A 21,942-nucleotide genomic window follows, 5' to 3' on the forward strand; every position below is an offset into this window, starting at 1 on the left:
AAATCACAATTAAAAACGATGAAATTAAATATTTACAAATTTATCTAAATTAAAAAAACATTCTATACTTCATTCTAAATACTTATTTTTATAAACCAATATGTATTATATATAATGGAGATTAATATCATGAGTAATAGTTTAGATTTAAATAATAAGTCAGCAGCATTAGAATTAATGAAAAAATCCATGTGCTTTACTATACCAGCCGCTTTAAGAGTTGCAGCTAAATTAAAAATTGCTGATTTATTAAAAGAAGGACCTAAAGATATAAATGAACTTGCAAAAAAAACGAATTCAATTCCCTATGTTCTAAATAGAATATTAAGAATGTTAGCATCTGAAAGTATATTTTATGAATCGGAAGGTTCTCGCTATTCTCTTGCTCCAGCAGGACAGTTTTTATTAAGCGATCATAAATATAGCTTACGTGATGCCGTGCTAATGTTAACAAATGAAACGTTATGGCGCCCAGTAGGTGATGTCATTGAGTCTGTTCAAGGTAATCCCGCTTTTGAAAATATATATGGCATGTCTTTTTATCAATATTGGCAAGATAATATAAGAAAAGATCATGATTTTCAAGCAGGTATGAGCTCACTATCAAAAATAGAAAATTATTTTATTATTAAGCATTATAATTTTCCAGAGAATAAAACAGTGACAGACATTGCTGGAGGATTAGGTGGATTATTATTAGAAGTCTTAAAGAATAATCCGACGTTAAAAGGACAGTTGTTTGATCGCCAGCATGTGTTAGAAAGAACGAAATTAGTTGAATTAGGTGATGATAGTCGATGGAAATTAATACCTGGTGATCTATTTGGAGATTATCCTGAATCTGATATCTATTTAATTAAATATATTATCCATGATTGGGATAATGACAGTGTTATTAAAATATTTAAAAACTTCCGTAAAGCTATGAAGAAAGATTCAAAAGTACTTATTATTGAACCTGTTATTTTTAAAAAGAATATACCTGATGTCGCTAAATATATGGATATTCTTTGCATGAGTGCATTCCCAGAATCAGGTGAGCGTACAGAAGATGAATTTATAGCTTTATTGGATAAAGCAGATTTAAAAATAAATAAAGTGATAAAGACAGAAACATATAACTCAATATTAGAGGTTGTTATTAAATAATCTATTGGGATGGTCATTTGTTTGTATTAAAAAAAGCCACTTTAGAAGTGGCTTTTTAAATAAAATTATGCAGTTAATGCCAGTTTTGCACCAAAAAGTAAGAATACGGCACCAATACAACTATTTGATAATGAAGCTAACCGTTTGTTATGTTTTACTTTATTGGTAATTGCAACACCGCCAAAAATAAGGACTGATAAATAAAGCATACTGCATATTTCTAAAATAACACCTAATACAAAGAATGGTATACCTGCATTTTCATACTTAGGGTCGATAAACTGAATAAAGAACGAAACATAAAAAATGATCATTTTTGGGTTAAGCATACTTAAAAATAACGCTTTAACATAAAGACCATCTTTTGCTTTTACTGTAACTTCAGTGACTTGCTCTGGTGTCTCATTTTTCTTTTGAAACGTTGCATATAACGTTTTTAATCCTAAATAGGTTAAGTAAAGAGCACCTGCATATTTAATAACGATAAAGAAAACGGGTGAAGTCTTGACTAATGAAGCAACCCCCAAAAATGCCAAAAAGATTAATAATGCATCACCCGTAAAAACACCAAGAGCGGCTTTATACCCCCCTTTTACGCCATGCTTCGCACTGGAAGTAAGAACGAAAATCGAGTTTGGACCTGGTATTAAGGTAATAAAAATAACGCCTAAAAGGTATGTCCAAATATTTGAAATACCGATACTTTCTAACATACGACGCCTTTTTCAAAAAAATAACATGCTGAATATGTGAGCTATCATATCCATAATAATATTTTTGTAAAACAATAATCTTTATAATTAATAAAGATAAGTCAATTACTCTGCCTTTGAATATAAAAACCAGTTTATAAATCTTTATTTATTTTTGTTTTTAGAGTTAAAAACCAGTTTAAACATGCGTTATAGTATGATGCTGAAATTAAATTTTATACAGATTTAATAACCACCCAAAAAGCCAATATACAGAATCATATCCTATGTTTTTGGCTTTATTTGGATGTAATGCTCTGTTGTTTGTTTTTTGTTATGGTTTATTATTCTTTTTGTGATCTAAACCTATGTACTACTTTTAAAACCAAAACAATCCGACTCATTAACATAATGAAAAATAAGTTTTTTTATTATTTAGTCAGTTAATTAGCACAAAAATAAGGAAGTAAAAAGATTATATTTATTAAAACCGTTATTCTGTGTCGTTTTTACTTTGCATTTATTCTCATGACAAAGATGGAATTATGCCACTTTATTCAAAATGAGATTATTGCAGTAGAAGATTACATTGATAATAGTGATGAACATCACCCTGAACGTATTGTATGCCATGTATAAGCGATTTTTTATGATAATTTTATGCAAACAGGTAAACTAACAATAAAACAGGTTGCAGTTGGTGAAAGGTCTACGCCTAAAGATCAGATGTTAATTATTGGAGAAATATCTCCTTATCTGGGGTATACCTTGTTACTATGCACGCTATCGTGACATTGTCACCTTTATTTTATAAATGCGTTGTACAACACGCATTTACAAAAAGCGGAACCTTTATTAACGCCATATCGCGTATCACGATTCAGCTAGAGAACCATTATGGATGCACAACTGTATAAAGAATTTAAAATAGTAGAAAAAGCCTTTTGGTCAGAAATTTGTGAAAACAATATTCGTATTGGTGATCATACTCATTGCTTTATGACACCAATGGATGCCGCCATTTTTAACTTTATTTATTTACGCCAAGGCGCAACAGAAAGCTCATTTCAGCAAGCCAGCACCCTTTTTACTTCACAGAAAAAAGACCATATTTTGGTATTACCTGAAACATTATTGCCTGAATTTGAAGGAATAATAAAAAATGCAGGCTATACCGGTGATGGTATGACAACTGCAATGTATTTAACCTTATCGGAAGCAGTATTTCCATCTTATAGTAATAATCCTTGCGATATTATTTTAACCAATCACAATCTTGAACAGTGGGCGCATCCATTAAAAACAGCGTTCCCTGTGGGAGATGATAGTGATGATACGATTGTTAATGAATATATTCGTTATCACCAGAAAGCATTAGATAATGGTGCAACTATCTTCCATTATGCATTATTAGTTGAAGGTCAACCTGTATCGTCATTAACGCTGACATTGCATGATAAATTAGCGCGATTTGACGATATCGGAACCGATATTGCTTATCAAGGCAATGGCTATGCGACTCATTTGATTAAACATGTGTTAGAGTTTTGTCGTGAGCAAGGTGTAGAACGCTGTTTTTTAGATGCATCAGCAGATGGTTTAGCACTATATCGTAAATTTGGTTTTAAACCACTTTTTAACTATTTAAGCTTTATTAACCAATAATTGTATAAGAAGGTTCAATAACTCTATTGAGCCTTTTTTAATGTATAAATTTACTTATAAAACACCATGCGTCTCACTTAACAAAATAAAAATCTAAATAATTGAATTTGTCTTTGATGTATATAAAAAAATACCCAACCTTAGTTGGGTAATATGGCTATGAAAATGAATATTTAAACTTTAGAACGGGGAACAAGGTAACATAAAAAATAATGAAAAACATACCCATAAATAAAATTTACTCAATAGTTGCATAAAAATATCAATATGTCTTCGTGGTGTTTAATATAATGATTTTCGCAAAAAATCTTAATGTAACTAAAAGATATTAAAATTTTTTTATAAAAGGAAATAAAATAATTCTATCTTATATTTTTATGTGATTTTTTGATAATTTAAATTAATGTTAATTGATTTATTATAATAAAATATTTAGATTGAAAAAGTACATTGTCACTATTAAATTCTTGCTCTATTTAATCCATCTTTAAAAAAGATGGATTTTTTTATGTTAATATTTGTTTTTATTAAGTGATAACCCCATTAATAAACAGTGAGCTACCTGCAAAGATCAACATAGCATCCAATAACCATTGAAAAAGTGTTGGTGTTAGTTTTAATACCAGTTTCTTGCCAAGGTAATTTCCTACAGTTAGGCCACAGCCGACTAATCCCCCGCTAATTAAAATAAAGCTATTAACTGCACCAAGTTGGCTAAATGTCATAGCTTTGGTGAGGTAGATAACAAATGAGGCTGCTGCTTCAGTCGCAAGTAATGGCCCTAATGTTAGACCATATGCCGAAAATATAGGGATCGTTAATGGTCCTGTGGAAAACACTACCCCAGTTAAATAACCGATAACTGCACCAGCAATAATAACTTGGTAGGTTTTCATTTGTATTTGATATTTGCGCAGTAAGTGAAGCACGGGGATCATCAATATAAAAAACAGCCCCATACCAATATTTAGCCATTTTTCAGACATTATCCATAATGTATTAGCGCCAAGAATAACCGCTGGGATGCCGAGTAATAAATAATAAAATAGTGGTTTAAAGCGAATACTATGACGCCATAAATAAATACGAGATAAATTTCCCATTACTGAAGCTAATGCCATAATAGGTACGGCTTCCTTGGCACCAAATACATAAGTCAAAGCAGGTATTAATAATATAGAAGATCCCGTTCCCACAACGCCACTGATTACGCCAGACAATACTGCTAATAAAATAACTGCGATAAAACTCATTATCATCCTTTAAGTTCAATAAGTTAAAGACACTTTATCATACCTATCTTCTTTATTTTTACCTGTGATAAAATGTCACGGTATTGTGAGTTTTAATCAGAAAGTCGCTTTATTTATGCTAAATAAACCATAATGAGAAAATTATGATGAGAAATCTTCCTCCATTACCTTCATTGCGTGCATTCTTAGTCGCTTGTCATAGCCAAAGTTACACTGAAGCCGCACAAACATTATGTGTTACTCATGGAGCGATCAGTCGTCATATCCAAGTTATAGAGAAATGGTTTGGTGTCACTTTATTCAATAAACAAGGTTTACGCCGAGTACCCACTCCCTATGCATTAACATTGGCACAAGAGTTAAGTGACGTTTTTGATAAATTAAATGATATTGGTTTTCGTTATGGTAATGGTGGAAAAAACGACATTTTAAATATCAGTGTTCCTACCACACTTTGTTTAAAATGGCTTATTCCGCGAATGGAGAATTTTTATCTTCAATATCCTAATGCAAATATCCAAATTGCTTCTGCAAATAGTGAGCGATTTCATTTGATTAGTCATGATGATCTGATTATTCGTCCTCAACCTCAGCAACAAGAGTATTCATCTGTTGTTTTTTTAGCGGATAAACATTGTTTAATTGCTTCTGAAAAACTCTTAAAGCGTTACAGTGTCACTAGATTTGAAGATGTTTTTGATTGCCCTGTTATCGATACGCTTACTCGTCCTGGTCATTGGCAGCAATGGTTAATGGCGACTCATCTTAATACACAGCGCTCATTCTTACGTCACTACCGCTTTGATCACTTTCATATTTCTCTTCAAGCCATTATTGAAGGATTAGGTTTAGGCATTGGCCCTGTTTCTATTTTATCGAATGAAATAAATAACGGTACTTTAAAAGTGTTATTTCCCGATATCCAAATTGCACCTATAAGTTACTACGCTTTAACACCATTAGGTGTACAAAAAAACAAAACACATCTTGATTTCGAGCAATGGCTAACTCAACAGAAATATTAATCATTACTAATAAAATAAGTAATTGTTTTTCATAAAAATAGCGATTTAAATCCTATTAATTACATTTTTTAGAACCGTCTATTAACTATTTTGTTAAAAATACTTAATGATAGTTTCTTTTTTATAAATATCTAAAAAAAGCTAATTGTGCTATTTTTATAATTCATCCCCCAATCTAGCTCATTCATTAAAGTTATTTAAATTCAATTAATTAAATACAAAAAACAAGTAAATTAACCTATGTTAATTATTTTGATTTTAAATAATCTGTTATAAACACTTATTGTTTAACTTAAATTAACGTTCTATGCTGATATTAATATATAAAATTTATTAATTTATTTGCTAGCAACGAAGGACGATAAGATGTCTGTAGCTGTGACAAAAAAAGCAATAGAAAAACTAATTAATGGGTATGAGTCTGATCCTTTTGCACTTCTTGGTATGCATGAAACATCAGTGGGCTTAGAGGTTCGTGCTTTTTTACCAGATGCAGTTGCAGTTAGTGTCATTGATAGAAAAAATGGACGAAAAGTCGCGACACTAGAGCGTATACACCCTAGTGGTTTTTTCTGTGGCGCGATCCCTCGACGTAAACGTCGTTTTAATTACTGTTTAGATATAATCTGGGAAAATGCACAAGGTGTCGTTGATGATCCCTATCAATTTGGCATTTTATTGCAAGAAATGGATATTTGGTTTTTAGCGCAAGGTCATCACTCCCGTTCTTATCAATGTTTAGGCGCCCACCCTGCCAAGTTGGGTGATATTGATGGTATTACTTTTGCTGTCTGGGCACCTAACGCAAAAAGCGTAAGCGTTGTAGGCGATTTTTCATTCTGGGATGAGCGGCGTTTTCCAATGCGATTACGCCGTGAAAGTGGAATATGGGAGCTTTTCCTTCCCCAAGCGCATCTAGGGGATTGCTATAAATACTCTATCCTTGATGCGACTGGCGAACGTCGCTTAAAAGCAGATCCTTATGCTTTTGAAACACAAATACGTCCTGAAACTGCCTCAATTATCAATACATTACCCCTCGTTCAACCAATGCCATTATCGCGTCAGCAAGCAAATCAACGTAATGCACCAATGTCTATTTATGAAGTTCATTTAGGTTCATGGCGTAGACATACTGACGATCAAAGCTGGCTAAGTTATCGTGAATTAGCCGAACAGTTAATTCCATACGTTAAAGAAATGGGATTTACTCATATTGAGTTGCTCCCTATTAATGAACATCCTTTTGATGGTTCATGGGGATATCAACCGTTAGGGCTATATTCACCAACTCGTCGCTTTGGTTCTCCGATGGATTTCCGTGACTTTATTGAAGCAGCGCATCAAGCAGAAATTAATGTCATTTTAGATTGGGTTCCTGGTCATTTCCCTGAAGATGATTACGGCTTACGTAATTTTGATGGCACATCACTCTATGAATATGCAGATAGACGTGAAGGATTTCATCCCGATTGGAATACGTTGATTTATAACTATGGGCGCAATGAAGTACTAAATTACCTTTCTGCTAATTTATTGTATTGGCATGAGCATTTTGCGCTAGATGGTTTTCGTTTCGATGCTGTGGCCTCAATGCTTTATCGTGATTACAGCCGAAAAGAAGGCGAATGGATCCCAAATAAACACGGTGGACGTGAGAATTTAGAGGCGATTGATTTTATTCGTCATACCAACAAATTACTGGGTGTAACTTGTCCAGGGACTATCACGATTGCAGAAGAGTCTACTGATTTTCCTAGAGTCACCTTACCGCCTGATGAAGGAGGTTTAGGTTTTAATTACAAATGGAATATGGGTTGGATGCATGACACGTTAGCTTATATGCAACGTGATCCTATCTATCGTAAATTTCACCATAATCAAATGACCTTTGGCATGCTCTATGCCTATAACGAAAACTTTATTTTGCCTCTTTCTCACGATGAATTTGTGCATGGTAAAGGCTCATTGATTGGTCGTATGGTTGGCGATGATTGGCAAAAGTTTGCCAATTTACGTGCTTATCTCGGCTTTATGTGGGCTTATCCCGGCAAAAAACTGTTATTTATGGGATGTGAGTTTGCACAATGGCGTGAATGGAATCATGACCGTAGCTTAGATTGGCATCTTCTTGAAGAGCCAAATAGTCCGCATCAAGGTATTCAACACTTTGTGCGAGATTTGAATCTCTCTTATCGCGCTAATGCCCCACTGTATGAATGTGATTTTGAACGTGAAGGTTTTGAATGGCTTACCGTTGATGATCACAACAACTCTGTCTTTGCTTTTTGCCGTAAAGATACACAAGGGAATGAAATCATTGTTATTAGTAATTTCACTCCTGTCGTTCATCATAATTATGTTGTTGGTGTAAATAAAGCAGGTACTTATCAGGAAATTCTCAACAGTGATTCTGAGTTTTATAACGGTAGCAATGTAGGAAATTTAGGTGAAATAGAAACAATTACAAGTGCATTTAATGGCAAGCCTCACTCTTTGTCATTGACACTGCCTCCGCTTGCGACACTGTATTTAAGATTGAAGGATTAATATGTCTTTAGATTATGGACGTCCTTTTCCTATGGGCAGTCATTATGATGGCTATGGAGTAAATTTTACCCTCTTTAGTGAAAATGCCACTAAAGTCATTCTGTGTTTGTTTGATAAAGCAGGTAAAGAGATCCGTTACCCATTACCGGGTAAAACAGGTGCAATTTGGCATGGATATTTGCCTGGTGCAGGGCCTGGTTTACATTATGGTTATCGTGTAGAAGGTGAATGGAACCCAGAGTACGGATTGTTCTATCAACCTCAGCAACTATTATTAGATCCTTATGCAAAACAGGTGACAGGTATTATTGATAATACATTACCTTACATTTCTCCTGTTTTTAATCTATTAGAGCATGATGATAGTGCGATTACGCCTAAAGCGGTGATCACTGATGATAGCCGTTGTTTTTGTCATTCTTATAAAGAAAAAGACACTTATCAGCCTTTAAATACGCCATGGTCAGAAACTATTATTTACGAAGGACATGTAAAAGGACTGACAAAACTTCATCCTGAAATACCAGAAAAACTACAGGGTACTTATGCAGCATTAGGGCATCCTGCTTTTATTTCACATCTGAAAAAACTAGGTATTACGGCATTAGAATTACTGCCTGTTCAATATCATTTAACAGAGCCACATCTTCATAAAATTGGTTTAAAAAACTATTGGGGTTATAACGTATTAGCGCCTTTCGCTTTATCGACTCAATATTATTCTAATTCGGGTCGGAATATTATTGATGAATTTAGAGAAGCCATAAGATGCTTACATAGAGCCAATATTGAGGTGATTTTAGATGTAGTATTTAACCATACTGCGGAATTAAGTGATCAATTCGAAGGTTATATTGTTTCGCAACGTGGTATTGATAACCAAAGCTATTATTGGCTAAACGACGAAAACAAAGCTCAAAACTGGACGGGTTGTGGTAATACACTCAATTTAAGTCGCCCTGAAACGGTGCAGTGGGTGATGGATTGTTTGCGTTATTGGGTGACAGAATTTCATATTGATGGTTTTCGTTTTGATTTAGCGACAAGTCTTGGTCGAGTCCCTTATTTTGATCCTCAATCACCACTACTGACAGCAATACGACAAGATCCGCTATTATCTCGTATTAAACTTATCGCCGAGCCTTGGGATTTAGGCTCTGATGGTTATCAAGTCGGTAATTTTCCTGTTCCATTTACAGAATGGAATGATGGCTATCGTGATGTTATTCGCCGTTTTTGGTTGTGGCGTGATGTCTCTATCGCGACATTTGCAGACAATATTACGGGCTCTGCAAAACTGTATCACCAAAATGGCAGACCTCCCTACTCTAGCGTCAATATGATAACGAGCCACGACGGCTTTACACTAAGAGATTTAGTAAGTTATCAGAACAAACATAATGAGGAGAATGGCGAATCAAACCTAGATGGACATAACACCAATTATAGTGTGAATTTTGGTGAAGAAGGTTTGATAGTTAACGAAAATATAAATCAACACAGATTGCTTGCAATAAAGAATATGCTGGCAACTTTACTGCTTTCTAGAGGAACCCCTCATTTACTCGCTGGTGATGAAGTGGGTAATACACAATATGGTAATAACAATGCTTATTGTCAGGATAATAAAGTCAGTTGGATCAAATGGTTTCAACAGCCTTACAACTTAACTGATTATATTCACCGCCTCATTGAATTACGTCACCAAATTACACCATTAAGTTCACTTAAATGGTGGGAGGAAGATAGCCAAAATATTATTTGGTTAAGTCAGAATGCTCAACCTATGAGTCATGAAGATTGGCAACAACTTCCCCCTTCACCATTACAACTTCTTTTAGCTCAACAGTGGATCTTAATGTTTAACCCATTAAGAAACAGCGTAATTTTTTCTTTACCTGAAGGGGCTTGGTCTTGCTTGCTTGATACAACTAGCTGGCCTGATTGTCACCCGACTCAATTTGAGCATTGTGAAGTACAACCTAACAGTATCACCCTTTGGCGAAAGCGTGCTTTTTATACTCAATCTTCTACTGAAACATTACCCATTATTTCCTCCCAGATTAAGTGATTTGATTGGAGTGCTATAACTATGATGACGACAGAACAAGGCCAAAAATTAATGTTGGCACAACAACTTCCTAAAGAGGCAATTGCACTCGTTTTAGCGGGAGGTCGTGGTACACGTTTAAAAGCATTGACTTCAAAACGTGCAAAACCGGCGGTTTTCTTTGGTGGGAAATTTCGAATTATCGACTTTACATTATCAAATTGTCTTAACTCTGGGATCCGTCGTATTGGTGTAATCACACAATATCAGTCGCATTCACTAGTTCAACATATTCAGCGTGGTTGGTCATTCTTTAATGAAGATATGAATGAGTTTGTTGATTTATTACCTGCTCAGCAACGTCGTAATACTGAACATTGGTATATGGGGACAGCTGATGCTATCTATCAAAATCTCGATATTCTTCGTAGCTACCAAGCAAAATATGTCGTGATTTTAGCTGGCGACCATATTTATAAAATGAACTATGCACGTTTATTGCTTGATCATGTTGAAAACAAATCAAAATTCACCGTAGCTTGTATTCGTGTTCCTAAAGAAAATGCATTCCAATTTGGTATTATGGATATCGATGAAAATCGTAGAGTACTTAATTTCTTAGAAAAACCATCAAACCCGCCTTGTATTCCTAATGATCCAGAACACTCACTAGCAAGTATGGGGATTTATGTGGTTGATAGAGATTACCTTTTTGATTTATTGGAAGAAGATAGCCGTGATCCAAATTCACATCATGACTTTGGCCAAGATATTATTCCTAAAATCACAGAACGTGGTGATGTTCTTGCTCACCCTTTTGAACTCTCTTGTGTCAGTTCAGATCCCTCCGTCCCTCCCTACTGGCGCGATGTAGGAACCATCGAAGCATATTGGTCTGCTAACCTCGATTTGGCCTCTGTCACTCCTGAGCTTGATATGTATGCGAAAGATTGGCCAATCCGCACCTTTATGACCCCTTTGCCACCAGCTAAGTTTGTTCAAGATAACCATGGCGAACACGGAAAAATGATGAATTCGCTGATTGCTGACGGTTGTATTATCAATGGTTCAACGCTCTATTCATCTGTTCTATTTCCATTAGTTCGCGTTGAGTCTTTCTGCCATATTGAAAATTCTGTGATTTTACCTGATGTGACAGTGAGTCATCATTGCTATTTAAAACGCTGCATTATTGAACGTAGTTGTACAATTCCCGAAGGGACAGTTATTGGGATGAATGCAGAAGAAGATACCGCACGTTTCCACCGTACTGAAGAAGGTATCGTACTTGTAACAAGAGAAATGCTTGAGCAATTAGCCCGTAAAGAAAATTCAACTAAAACGAAAGCAGAACAAAAAACGCAACATGAGGAGGCATTTTCGTGAATGTTCTTCACTGTTGTTCTGAATTATTTCCTCTACTAAAAACGGGCGGATTAGCTGATGTTATGGGCTCTTTGCCTTTAGCCCAGAAAAAGATTGGTTTAGATGCGCGGGTTGTTATTCCCGCATTTCCTGCTATCAAAGATAATATTCCCGATCTCAAATTAGTAACTAATATCGATACATTTGCAGGTAATATTTCTCTGCTTTACGGACAATACCGAGGGGTTGATATTTATCTTATTGATGCTCCTCATCTTTATCAACGTACAGGTAGCCCTTATCACGATCAATATCAACATGCTTATGGTGATAATGTTTTTCGTTTTGCCTTATTAGGTTGGGTAGCAAGTGAACTTTCTGCGGGGTTAGATCCCTTATGGCGAGCAGATATTGTTCACGCCCATGATTGGCATGCAGGACTAGCTTGTGCTTATCTAGCAATAAAACATTACTCTGCAAAATCTGTTTTTACTGTTCATAATCTGGCTTATAAAGGTGAGTTTTCACCTTATCATCTGCATCAACTTGAATTACCTGATGACTGTTTTTCAATTAATGGACTGGAATATTACGGACAAATTTCATTCTTAAAAGCAGGCCTCTTTTATGCTAACCACATTACGACCGTCAGCCCAACTTATGCCAAAGAGATAACCACTCATGAGTTTGGTTACGGCTTAGAGGGATTATTGCGTCAACGTGCTGATGAGCAGCGATTAAGTGGCATTTTAAATGGTATTGATGAGGCGGTTTGGGATCCCTCAATAGATAGATTAATTACGCGTTGTTATGGTGTTCAAAACCTGAATATGCGTTTAGATAACAAAACCGTATTACAGAAAAAATGCGGTTTACCTGTCAACAATAATGCCCCTCTTTTTGCGGCCGTAAGTCGTTTAACTTCGCAAAAAGGGCTCGATTTAGTGATTGAAACACTACCAGATATCGTTGAACAACGTGGTCAATTTGTTTTATTAGGTACTGGTGATAGTCACCTTGAAGCAGCATTTTTACACGCACAACAGCAATACCCGAAAAATGTAGCGGTTCATATTGGCTATGATGAAAGTTTTTCACATCAAATTGTCGCTGGCGCTGATGTAATTATGGTGCCTAGTCGTTTTGAACCTTGTGGATTAACCCAGTTATATGGCTTGAAATATGGCGCTCTACCTTTAGTGAGACACACCGGTGGGCTAGCCGATACGGTTAATGATTGTTCATTAGAAAATTTAGCGCATCACCAAGCTACGGGGTTTGTTTTCTATGAAGCAACATCGGACTCTCTGCGTCAGGCTATAAATCGAGCCTTTACCTTATGGAATATGCCTAAACAGTGGCAACAAACTCAAATGGATGGCATGAGTCAGACTATTTTTAGTTGGGAAACCGCTGCAAAAATGTATGCGACACTGTATCAACATCTATAGATATGAAGTCTATTTGAACCAGTGGATCACGAAAAGAGATTTATAATGAAAAATTTATGTGAATTTGATTATCTATCACCCAATAAGGATATTGAATCATTAAAGCGTTCTATTGTTTACAAGCTAATGTTTATCGTTGGAACATCGCCCAAATATGCAACACCAACAGATTGGTTAAATGCCACATCCTATGCTATTAGAGACCGTTTAGTTGAACGCTGGTTAATATCAACCAAAGCAGAGCTTTCACCGAAAGTAAAACAGGTTTATTACATTTCGATGGAGTTTCTTATGGGGCGTTTTTTAACAAACGCCATGCTCTCTTTAGGTGTTTATCTCGAAGTTAAAGCGGCGCTACAAGAGTTAGGGCTTGATCTTGAAAAACAGATTGAACTTGAACCTGATCCTGGTTTAGGTAATGGTGGCTTAGGCCGTTTGGCTGCTTGCTTCCTTGATTCTTGCGCCACACTAGGTTACCCCGTTACAGGTTATGGTATTCGTTATGAATACGGTATGTTTCGTCAGCAAATTAAAGATGGCGAACAATATGAAGTCGCGGATAACTGGCTTGAAAAAGGTAATCCTTGGGAGTTTCCTCGTCATGATCTGCAATTTGAAGTGGATTTTGGCGGACGTTTACAGCAAGAAGGTGAGAAAAGTTATTGGGTTGATACTTTTAATGTTATGGCACAACCTTACGACTCTATTGTTCCGGGTTATAACACGCAAGCAACAGATACCATTCGTTTATGGTCAGCAAAATCAAACGTTGCGTTTAACTTAGGTAAATTTAATAAAGGTGAATATCTAGAAGCAACAGAAGCAAAAGATCGCTCTGAAAATATCTCTCGTATTCTCTACCCGGACGATTCGACCGCGTCAGGTAAAATGTTGCGTTTACAGCAAGAATACTTCTTAGTGAGTGCTTCTGTTCAGGATATTTTGCAACGTCATTACCACTTGCATCAACGCTTTGATAATCTAAAAGATTTTATTGCCATACATCTTAATGATACTCACCCTGTGCTTGCTATTCCTGAGTTAATGCGTCAATTGATAGATAATCATGAATTTAGCTGGGATGAGGCATGGGAACAAACTATTCAGATATTTTCATACACAAACCATACATTAATGGGTGAAGCATTAGAAACTTGGCCGGTTGATATGCTAGGTCGTTCGCTTCCTCGCCATTTACAAATTATTTTCCAAATCAATGATAAATTTCTGAAACAAGTTAGAACACAATTCCCTAATGATAACGATTTATTACGTCGCGTTTCGATTATTGATGAAGAGAATGGCCGTAATGTTCGTATGGCATGGTTAGCGGTTATTATCAGCCATCAAGTTAATGGTGTTTCTGAACTTCATAGCCAATTAATGGTGCAATCTTTATTTGCTGATTTTGCGACGATCTATCCTAAGAAATTTTGCAATATTACTAATGGGATCACACCACGTCGTTGGTTAGCGTTAGCAAACCCTTCTCTCTCTAGAACAATTGATAGCCATATTGGTACAAATTGGCGAACAAATTTAGAGCAGTTGGGTGAATTAATGCCATTGATAAAAGATAAAAATTTCTTACACCAATTAAAAGATTCAAAAAGTATCAATAAACAAAATTTTGCTCAGCTCATTAAGGAAGAGTTAAATATTGATATTAATCCTGATGCACTGTTTGATGTGCAAATCAAACGTATTCATGAATATAAACGTCAACTTCTCAATGTATTAGGCATTATCACTCGCTATAATCGCATTTTAGAAAATCCAGAGAAAAACTGGGTACCTCGCGTATTTATTTTTGGCGGTAAAGCTGCGTCAGCTTATTATAATGCAAAGAAAATCATCAATCTTATCAACGATATTGCAAGCAAGATTAATAATGACGAGCGTATTAAAAATAAACTAAAAGTGATCTTTATTCCTAATTACGGCGTAAGTTTAGCGCAACATATTATCCCAGCGGCAGATTTATCTGAGCAAATTTCATTAGCAGGAACAGAAGCTTCTGGTACAGGAAATATGAAGCTTGCCCTAAATGGTGCATTAACCATCGGTACACTTGATGGTGCTAATATTGAAATTGGTGAACATGTTGGTTTTGATAATATGTTTATCTTTGGTCACAATGCACAAGAAGTGGCAGAATTAAGACAGCGTTATTCCCCTCGTCGCTATTATGATGAAGACATTGAGTTACATACTGCGCTCAATCAAATTGCTAATGGTTTCTTTAATCCAACTTCCCCTGATAAATACAAATCAATTTTCGATAGCTTAATTGAATTTGGCGATCATTATCAGGTATTAGCCGATTATCGTAGCTATGTTGATACTCAAGATAGTGTTGATGTTCTCTATCAAGATGAAGAGGCTTGGTTGAAAAAATCAGCGTTAAACATCTGCCAAATGGGCTATTTTTCTGCAGATCGTGCGGTAACTGAATATATGCAGCGAATTTGGAAAGCTTCTGCGATTACATTGTAAAAACTAAACTAAATATCCTGCTCTTACCTTAACTTTTTGTAAAAAATAAACTATTGATCTAAAGTTAGACGTTGCGTATAACAAAGGTATACATAACGTCTAACTTAAGTGAAATAGGATAATAAAATGACCTCACATCTTACACTACAAAATATTGATGCCCTCTCATCCCCAGGTGGGCATTACTCCCATGTTGTTACTGCAAATAATATGTCGTTTATTTCTGGATTATTACCCTTAGATAACCAAGGCACCCCATTAGCAGACAAACCCATTGAAGTCCAAATTACACAAGTGCTTGAAAACTTAAATGCTTGTCTTCTCGGAATTAATGCAAAGAAAACCGATATTGCTCAAGTTAAAGTCTATGTGACAGATATTAACGAGTGGCCTATCGTTAATGAACTATACGCAAAATGGATTGATGAACACAGACCAGCAAGATTAGTCGCGGGGGTAAAAGAGCTTCATTTTGGAAGTAAAATTGAAATTGAAGCCGTTGTTATCAAGGAATAATCTATGAATAAGTTACCTACTCCTACTTATAAAGATGTTGCTGAAGCTCATCAGCGTATTCTGCCATACCTTAATAAAACACCTGTTCTAACCTCTCGCACCATTAATGCGTTAACAGGGGCACAGTTTTATTTTAAGTGTGAAAACTTCCAGAAAATGGGCGCATTTAAATTTCGTGGTGCAATGAATGCGTTATCTCAATTTACCGCAGAACAACGTAAAAATGGTGTTGTGACCTTTTCATCAGGTAATCATGCACAAGCTATTGCGTTATCGGCAAAGCTATTAGGGATCCCCGCAACAATTATCATGCCTGAAGATGCGCCGAAGGCAAAAATGGCAGCCACAAAAGGTTATGGTGGTCGGGTGATCACCTATAACCGTTATACAGAAGATCGTGAAGATATTGGACAACAACTGGCACAAAAAGAAGGGCTTACCTTAATTCCGCCTTACGATCACCCTCATATTATTGCTGGGCAAGGTACTGCTGCAAAAGAACTGTTCGATGAAGTTGGTGAATTAGATATGCTATTTGTTCCGTTAGGTGGTGGTGGCTTACTATCAGGCTCTTTGTTATCTACCAATGCCCTTTCACCAAATTGTAAGATATTTGGCGTTGAACCTATCGCTGGAAATGACGGACAGCAATCATTACGTAAAGGCGAAATCATTCATATTGATACACCGAAAACAATTGCAGACGGCGCGCAAACCCAGCATCTAGGTAATTATACTTTTGAAATTATTCGTCACTATGTGAGCGATATTTTAACTGCAACAGATGAAGAATTAATTTCGACTATGCAGTTTTACGCCCAGCGGATGAAAATGATTGTAGAGCCAACGGGTTGTTTAAGTTTAGCGGCAGCTTGTCAATTTGGTGATAAATTAAAAGGTAAGAAAATAGGTATTATTATTAGTGGTGGTAATGTCGATATCGCGCAATATGGTCGCTTTTTAGCGCAATGAATCATGACATCTTATGCATGTATAATATGAAAAAAAGCAGTATAGAAAAACCTATACTGCTTAAAAAAACCAACATGCAACCAATCAACTAAAATAACGGGGACGTTTGTTTAACGACTTTTTAGTTAAGTAAAAAAGTAATCCCTGCTTCTTTACATAATTGTGTCAGATTTTCTTTTAATTGTTGGTTTTCTTCAGGCAATAAATCGAGTTGTGGCAAACGCATATGACCGCCGTCTAAACCACGCATGGTTAATGCCGATTTAAATATTGCCATATTCGCGCCAGACTTAAGCGCATCACTAAATTTCACACAAAATTGTTGCCACTGTTTTGCTTCTCGGTAATTACCTGTGATATAGGCTTTATACATATTCACAAATGGCTCAGGGAATACACAAGCACAACCTGAAACTGTACCGTCACAGCCTGCATCTAATAAGCCTAGGAATAATTTATCGTAGCCATGAAGAACTGAAAAACCCTCCGCAACCGCAAGATAACTTAATGTTGTATTGTTATCAGCAAAACTGTATTTAATACCAATCACATTTTTACACTGCTGTTGTACTTTTGCCACTAATTCAGGCTTTATATTATTTGCGGCACATTGTGGAATATTATACAGATAAACAGGGAAATTATCTGGCACGCTATTTGCCACTGTCACAAAATAGTTTTCTAATTCTCGCTCTGTCGCACCAAAGAATTGTGGTGTCACCACACCAATACCATCGGCACCAATGTCAACTGCATGTTTGGCTAATTCAATGGTTTCATTTAATGTCATTGCACCAACATGAATAAAAACAGGTAAACGCCTATTCGCTGTTTCAACAACGGTTTTCGCAACATTTTTACGTTCTAGCGCAGATAAACGTAACATTTCACCCGTTGTACCACAAGGATAAAGGCAATCAACGCCTTTGGTTACTAGCATTTCAGTTAATGCAGATAATGCTTTAATATCGACTTGATCCTTTGAATCAAACGGAGTAACCATTGCCACTGTAACGCCAAATAATTTTTTCATATAAAGACCTTTATTAAATCAGATTGCTTCTACAATAACTTTAATTGCCAACATACCCGGATCATCTAAACCAATAGATTTTTCTGGGAACATACGAGCTCGACCTAATAAATTAGGTTTTTGGCGAAATTCATTAAGCGTACTTTCGATGCTTTGTAAGGCAGCTATTTTTAGATCATCGATAGCTAATGGTTTTAGTGCTTCAGATAAATGGTAAAGAATATCGAGTACGGATTTTTGTCCTAACTCCCCTTTTCCCCTCGCCATCATGCTTTGGTATGCAACAGTTAATAGTGGTGAAATATCGGAAGATGATATTTCTTGAAGTTGATTTTCTTTACAGTATTTTGCCATTGCCATAAAAGCGGTTGCTTGTAATGTGCCAAAAGAAGATGCACAAGCTTTTTGTAATGATTTACTGCATTGAAAAAGCGCTTTGCTGAGATCATCAGGCCAATCTTGTGAATCGTCTGCAATTTGTCGCCAGCCTTTTTGCATGGTGATCCCTAAATCTCCATCACCTAGGCGACTATCTGCTTCACACAACATAGGTTGAAATTGTTCGCAAGCGATAGCGATACGGTTTACCGCTTGTTTGAGCATTTCAAGCGTAATATTCATCGTTATACCCTCCAGAATGCACAATGAGCCGGTGCATTCATCAAGGCTTCTAGCTCATCATCCAATTTACATAACGTTAAGCTTGCTCCTGTCATTTCCATAGACGTGGCATAACGGCCAACTAATGGATGCACAATTGTTGCACCCGCTTTATCAATCAACTGTGCAATTTTGTTGTACAAAATATAAAGTTCTTCTAATGGTGTTGCGCCTAAAGAGTTAACTAATACAGAGACTTTATCACCCGTTTTCAATGATAATTCTGTTTGTAAGCGCTCAAACATCTCTTGTGCAATATCATCTGCGCTACGTAATTTATCACGCCAAATTCCTGGCTCACCGTGAATACCCATCCCCATTTCCATTTCATCTGCACCAATTTCAAAAGTAGGATGCCCTACTGCGGGTAAGGTGCAAGATGTCAACGCACAACCAATAGTTCGGGTATTTTTCATGGTTTTTTGAGCGATACGCGTGACTTCTTCCAGCGTTGCCCCTTCTTCGGCTTTGGCACCCGCCATTTTGAAACCATAAATCATCCCGGCAACACCACGGCGTTTGTGCGCTTCCTCTGATTTTGCTGAAGCCACATCGTCAGTGGCTAAAACGGTTGTACAACGAATCTCATCTTCAAAATCAACAGTTTCGGTCGCCATATCAAAATTCATGATATCGCCACCGTAATTACCATAAAGTAGCAATACACCTAAGCCACTGTTTGCTTCACGAATGGCATCTGCCATTAAATCTGCTGAAGGTGAAGCAAAAACATCGCCTACAGCTGCTGCATCTAATAAGCCCTCACCGACATATCCTGTAAATACCGGTAAGTGACCCGAACCGCCTCCCGTTACAATACCCACTTTGGGTTTGTTTGCTTTTTTCGAACGAGTAATCAATCTTGGCTGTGGTTGACGATAAATATCACCATGAGCAAGGCATAAACCTGCTAATGTTTCATCGACATAATTTTCTGGCTTATTTAATATTTTTTTCATGTGATCACCCGATATTTTTATTTATCTGCTGATTTCGACATCTTAAATAAATTCATTTTATTTAAGACGAGTTTTCCCTGATACTTAAAAGTATCTATAAATAAATGCTTATTAATAAATAATATTAAATAGGTTTTTTATTTAGCTTTAAAAACACCTCTAATTTGCATAGCCACAATAAATAAAAACACACTAGCTAATACCATCGAAATCGGTCTATTAACAAAGTTAATTAAGTCACCATCAGCTTTCATTAATGATGAGAGTAAGTTTTTTTCTAACATTGGTCCTAAGATCATCCCCAAAATAATAGGTGATATTGGGAATTTACGTTCTTGAAGGAAATAGCCAATAACTCCCATTACTAACATAACAATAATAGAAGACATCGTATTTGTAATTGCATAAGAGCCTACAATACTAAATAAAATAATTGCTGGATAAATAATTGCATTATCAATAGCAACAATCTTCTTCAATAAATTGACAACAATAAAAGCGATTGGTAATAAAACCAGATTAGCGATAAAGAAAATAATAAAGACCGCATATAATTTATCAGGATTAAATAAAAACAGTGTTGGTCCTGGTTGCATATCTTTCATATATAATACACCGATAATAATTGCAGCCGCTGAATCGCCTGGAATACCAAATACTAAAGATGGGATCCAACTTCCGGCTAAACTTGCATTATTACTCGCTGAAGCATCAACAATACCTTCCTCAGAACCATGACCATATTTTTCTGGTTTTTTAGAGAGTTTCTTTGAAACAGCATAAGAGATCCATGCTGCGATATCGGCCCCCGCACCGGGTAAAGCACCAATTAATGTTCCAATTATTCCGCTACGGAAAATACCACTTTTACGCTGTCGAACAACACCACCAACCCCTTTAAAAATGTTGTAAGAATTATTTTCAGCATTCACTTCACTTAACGTAATTTGCTTTTTTTTCCAACGCTCAACGTAATATTTAATTGCACCAGAAATTGCAAACAACCCTATCATTGCTGGAATAAAACTGACTCCTTGCATTAAAGAGACTTCACCGAAAGTAAAGCGAGCTTGCCCTGTAAATTCATCATAACCAATGGTGGCTAATGCAATACCAAAGAATAGTGCTAATAAGCTTTTTCGAATATGTGAACCTGAAACAATTGTTGCACAGCTAAGCCCAATTAAAGATAACCACATATATTCATAAGAACTAAATTTTAAAGCAAACTCAGCTAAAATTGGTGCTGTTGACGCTAATATAATCGTACCTATAACACCACCAATCACAGAGCTTGTTAGCGACATACCTAATACACGATTTGTTTTCCCCTCTTTGACTAAGGTATGTGCATCATTGGTATAAGCTGCCGATGCAGGTGTACCCGGAATATTTAATAAAGCGCCGGGAATATCACCCGCAAAGATAGAGGACGCTCCGACAGAAATCATTAAAGCTAAAGCTGGAATGGGTTCAAGAAAAAAAGTAAATGGCACCATTAATGCGATAGCCATTGTTGATGTTAATCCAGGAATTGCACCAACAAATAAGCCAAATAAACAAGCGCCAATCACGACAAGTATTGTTGTGTAATCAATATAAGCAAGTGCGCTAATTAATATATCCATACTGTTATTCTCTATTTATGAAAATAGCTGAGGTAGCGGTACTAACAGTACAGCGGTAAATAAGTAATACACACCTAACACCACACTGGCTGAAATAATAAAACTGTATATAGGTTTTGTTGTTGCATATTTCATCATTAATGGTGCTGTAATAATTAAGCCCGTTAAAATAAAACCTAGATAATTTGATGCAAAAACATAAAAAAGAATAATGCCAATGATTAATAAAACAAATTTTATTTCATGCCATGAAACTAATGGAATATCACTTTCTTGATGGCGTGAAAATATATCTATTAGTGAAAATATAATTATGCCACCGCCAATAATAGAAGGCATAAATGCGGCACCATATTCACTAAAATCACCTAATGAATACGCACTATAAACAATAAGAAATAAACCAAAGCAACAAAATATTAGCGATAGAATATGACGATTTAGCATAGGCATAAAAACGGCTGCTGTTCAGCCGTTT

Annotated in this window: 17 protein-coding genes; 10 read left to right on the forward strand and 7 right to left on the reverse strand. The window is 36.0% G+C overall.

Features of this window, described 5'->3' with window-relative positions:
- The first annotated feature begins 129 nt into the window (after window positions 1-129).
- Window positions 130-1,149, forward strand: a complete 1,020-nt coding sequence (locus DK858_RS11075; protein ID WP_228407295.1) for a methyltransferase — start codon at window positions 130-132, stop codon at window positions 1,147-1,149.
- Window positions 1,150-1,214: 65 nt separating this feature from the next.
- Here the strand turns inward: DK858_RS11075 and leuE are convergent, their stop codons facing one another.
- Window positions 1,215-1,862 carry a leucine efflux protein LeuE gene (gene leuE / locus DK858_RS11080; RefSeq protein WP_109397447.1) on the reverse strand — a complete coding sequence of 216 codons (648 nt, stop codon included), beginning with the start codon at window positions 1,860-1,862 and terminating at the stop codon, window positions 1,215-1,217.
- Window positions 1,863-2,738: 876 nt separating this feature from the next.
- On the opposite strand from leuE, the gene DK858_RS11085 reads away from it, so the two are divergent.
- Window positions 2,739-3,506: a GNAT family N-acetyltransferase gene (locus DK858_RS11085; RefSeq protein WP_109397448.1), complete on the forward strand. Its 768-nt coding sequence runs from the start codon at window positions 2,739-2,741 to the stop codon at window positions 3,504-3,506.
- A gap of 527 nt (window positions 3,507-4,033) precedes the next feature.
- Here the strand turns inward: DK858_RS11085 and DK858_RS11090 are convergent.
- Window positions 4,034-4,759: a sulfite exporter TauE/SafE family protein gene (locus tag DK858_RS11090; RefSeq protein WP_194294840.1), complete on the reverse strand. Its 726-nt coding sequence runs from the start codon at window positions 4,757-4,759 to the stop codon at window positions 4,034-4,036.
- Window positions 4,760-4,902: 143 nt separating this feature from the next.
- Between DK858_RS11090 and DK858_RS11095 the strand changes: the two genes are divergently transcribed.
- The 8 genes from DK858_RS11095 (at window position 4,903) to DK858_RS11130 (ending at window position 17,184) form a co-directional block, all read left to right on the forward strand.
- On the forward strand, window positions 4,903-5,784 hold the full coding sequence (locus DK858_RS11095; protein ID WP_109397450.1) for a LysR substrate-binding domain-containing protein: 882 nt from the start codon (window positions 4,903-4,905) through the stop codon (window positions 5,782-5,784).
- Window positions 5,785-6,150: 366 nt separating this feature from the next.
- Window positions 6,151-8,334, forward strand: coding sequence for a 1,4-alpha-glucan branching protein GlgB (glgB, locus tag DK858_RS11100; protein ID WP_109397451.1), 2,184 nt, complete (start codon window positions 6,151-6,153; stop codon window positions 8,332-8,334).
- A gap of 1 nt (window position 8,335) precedes the next feature.
- The gene (gene glgX / locus DK858_RS11105; protein WP_109397452.1) at window positions 8,336-10,405 is read left to right on the forward strand and encodes a glycogen debranching protein GlgX; all 2,070 of its coding nucleotides are present in this window, start codon (window positions 8,336-8,338) and stop codon (window positions 10,403-10,405) included.
- 21 nt (window positions 10,406-10,426) lie between these two features.
- Window positions 10,427-11,770 (forward strand): glucose-1-phosphate adenylyltransferase, encoded by a 1,344-nt coding sequence (gene glgC, locus DK858_RS11110; protein WP_109397453.1) that lies wholly within the window; start codon window positions 10,427-10,429, stop codon window positions 11,768-11,770.
- Window positions 11,767-13,200, forward strand: a complete 1,434-nt coding sequence (glgA, locus tag DK858_RS11115) for a glycogen synthase GlgA (RefSeq protein WP_109397454.1) — start codon at window positions 11,767-11,769, stop codon at window positions 13,198-13,200. Before glgC ends, glgA begins: the two co-directional genes overlap by 4 nt.
- Window positions 13,201-13,245: 45 nt before the next feature.
- On the forward strand, window positions 13,246-15,696 hold the full coding sequence (glgP, locus tag DK858_RS11120) for a glycogen/starch/alpha-glucan family phosphorylase (RefSeq protein ID WP_109397455.1): 2,451 nt from the start codon (window positions 13,246-13,248) through the stop codon (window positions 15,694-15,696).
- Between the two features lie 126 nt (window positions 15,697-15,822).
- A complete protein-coding gene (locus tag DK858_RS11125) occupies window positions 15,823-16,212 on the forward strand; it encodes a RidA family protein (protein ID WP_109397456.1) in 390 nt (129 codons plus the stop codon).
- Window positions 16,213-16,215: 3 nt separating this feature from the next.
- A complete protein-coding gene (locus DK858_RS11130; RefSeq protein ID WP_109397457.1) occupies window positions 16,216-17,184 on the forward strand; it encodes a threo-3-hydroxy-L-aspartate ammonia-lyase in 969 nt (322 codons plus the stop codon).
- A gap of 121 nt (window positions 17,185-17,305) precedes the next feature.
- Here DK858_RS11130 and DK858_RS11135 read toward each other — a convergent pair whose 3' ends face one another.
- From DK858_RS11135 to DK858_RS11155, 5 genes are all read right to left on the reverse strand, one after another.
- Complete coding sequence (locus DK858_RS11135) at window positions 17,306-18,217, reverse strand: dihydrodipicolinate synthase family protein (RefSeq protein WP_109397458.1); 912 nt, start codon at window positions 18,215-18,217, stop codon at window positions 17,306-17,308.
- A gap of 18 nt (window positions 18,218-18,235) precedes the next feature.
- Complete coding sequence (locus DK858_RS11140; protein WP_072063946.1) at window positions 18,236-18,838, reverse strand: dihydroxyacetone kinase subunit L; 603 nt, start codon at window positions 18,836-18,838, stop codon at window positions 18,236-18,238.
- Between the two features lie 2 nt (window positions 18,839-18,840).
- Window positions 18,841-19,836 (reverse strand): dihydroxyacetone kinase subunit DhaK, encoded by a 996-nt coding sequence (locus tag DK858_RS11145; protein ID WP_109397459.1) that lies wholly within the window; start codon window positions 19,834-19,836, stop codon window positions 18,841-18,843.
- A 137-nt stretch (window positions 19,837-19,973) separates the two neighbouring features.
- Window positions 19,974-21,464: a tripartite tricarboxylate transporter permease gene (locus tag DK858_RS11150; protein ID WP_109397460.1), complete on the reverse strand. Its 1,491-nt coding sequence runs from the start codon at window positions 21,462-21,464 to the stop codon at window positions 19,974-19,976.
- A gap of 15 nt (window positions 21,465-21,479) precedes the next feature.
- Window positions 21,480-21,917 (reverse strand): tripartite tricarboxylate transporter TctB family protein, encoded by a 438-nt coding sequence (locus DK858_RS11155; RefSeq protein ID WP_072063949.1) that lies wholly within the window; start codon window positions 21,915-21,917, stop codon window positions 21,480-21,482.
- Window positions 21,918-21,942 lie beyond the last annotated feature (25 nt).

This window comes from Proteus faecis (genome assembly GCF_003144395.1).
Classification (GTDB): Bacteria; Pseudomonadota; Gammaproteobacteria; order Enterobacterales; family Enterobacteriaceae; genus Proteus; species Proteus faecis.

What these genes read in the sequence shown, in the direction of transcription:
- DK858_RS11095 (WP_109397450.1), top strand. Translation starts at nt 4,903, where the DNA reads ATGATGAGAAATCTTCCTCCATTACCTTCATTGCGTGCATTCTTAGTC.
- glgX (WP_109397452.1), top strand. Translation starts at nt 8,336, where the DNA reads ATGTCTTTAGATTATGGACGTCCTTTTCCTATGGGCAGTCATTATGAT.
- DK858_RS11075 (WP_228407295.1), top strand. Translation starts at nt 130, where the DNA reads ATGAGTAATAGTTTAGATTTAAATAATAAGTCAGCAGCATTAGAATTA.
- DK858_RS11155 (WP_072063949.1), bottom strand. Translation starts at nt 21,917, where the DNA reads ATGCCTATGCTAAATCGTCATATTCTATCGCTAATATTTTGTTGCTTT.
- DK858_RS11140 (WP_072063946.1), bottom strand. Translation starts at nt 18,838, where the DNA reads ATGAATATTACGCTTGAAATGCTCAAACAAGCGGTAAACCGTATCGCT.
- glgC (WP_109397453.1), top strand. Translation starts at nt 10,427, where the DNA reads ATGATGACGACAGAACAAGGCCAAAAATTAATGTTGGCACAACAACTT.
- DK858_RS11145 (WP_109397459.1), bottom strand. Translation starts at nt 19,836, where the DNA reads ATGAAAAAAATATTAAATAAGCCAGAAAATTATGTCGATGAAACATTA.
- DK858_RS11130 (WP_109397457.1), top strand. Translation starts at nt 16,216, where the DNA reads ATGAATAAGTTACCTACTCCTACTTATAAAGATGTTGCTGAAGCTCAT.
- DK858_RS11085 (WP_109397448.1), top strand. Translation starts at nt 2,739, where the DNA reads ATGGATGCACAACTGTATAAAGAATTTAAAATAGTAGAAAAAGCCTTT.
- DK858_RS11125 (WP_109397456.1), top strand. Translation starts at nt 15,823, where the DNA reads ATGACCTCACATCTTACACTACAAAATATTGATGCCCTCTCATCCCCA.
- glgB (WP_109397451.1), top strand. Translation starts at nt 6,151, where the DNA reads ATGTCTGTAGCTGTGACAAAAAAAGCAATAGAAAAACTAATTAATGGG.
- DK858_RS11090 (WP_194294840.1), bottom strand. Translation starts at nt 4,759, where the DNA reads ATGAGTTTTATCGCAGTTATTTTATTAGCAGTATTGTCTGGCGTAATC.
- DK858_RS11135 (WP_109397458.1), bottom strand. Translation starts at nt 18,217, where the DNA reads ATGAAAAAATTATTTGGCGTTACAGTGGCAATGGTTACTCCGTTTGAT.
- leuE (WP_109397447.1), bottom strand. Translation starts at nt 1,862, where the DNA reads ATGTTAGAAAGTATCGGTATTTCAAATATTTGGACATACCTTTTAGGC.
- glgP (WP_109397455.1), top strand. Translation starts at nt 13,246, where the DNA reads ATGAAAAATTTATGTGAATTTGATTATCTATCACCCAATAAGGATATT.
- DK858_RS11150 (WP_109397460.1), bottom strand. Translation starts at nt 21,464, where the DNA reads ATGGATATATTAATTAGCGCACTTGCTTATATTGATTACACAACAATA.